The 502-nt window shown below is 71.3% G+C and carries 1 protein-coding gene; it reads left to right on the forward strand.

Translation table 11 applies throughout. The features are described 5' to 3' along the window. On the forward strand, positions 1-502 hold a 502-nt coding region (locus tag N416_RS0120840), incomplete at both ends, for a glycosyltransferase family 39 protein (protein ID WP_024444026.1).

Consider the following 502-nt stretch of genomic DNA (forward strand, 5'->3'; position numbering starts at 1 on the left):
GAGTTCTACTACGTGATCTGCGGTCAGTACCCGGCGTGGGGATACTTCGACCACCCGCCGCTGGTGCCGCTGATGGCCCGGGCGGCTGCCCTGGGCGGCTTGCTGGGGCTTCGGCTGTTGGCCATCGCGATACACCTGGGCTGCATCGTGCTGGCGGCGCTGTTGGCCGCCGAACTGGGCGGGCGGCGCGTTGCCCAGGTCATCAGCGCGGCCGCGGTGGCGGCCAGCCCGTTGTTCATGGGTGCCGCGATGTTCTTCGGGACCACCGTGGTGGACCAGCTGGTCTGGATCGCGGTGCTGCTGCTGGTGGCGCGGGCGCTGCGGATCGAAACGGTGCTGGCCTGGCTGCCGGCCGGCGTGGTGGCCGGTATCGGGCTGGAGGCCAAGCAGACCGTCGCGTTGCTGCTGATCGGCATCGGGGTCGGCTTCGTCATGTTCCGGCGTGATGCGCTGCGCTCGCCGGGGCCCTGGCTGGGCGCTGCCGCGGCGATCACGCTGGCGG

Origin of the sequence: Mycobacterium sp. UM_WGJ, assembly GCF_000455125.1 — a bacterium.
GTDB lineage: Bacteria > Actinomycetota > Actinomycetes > Mycobacteriales > Mycobacteriaceae > Mycobacterium.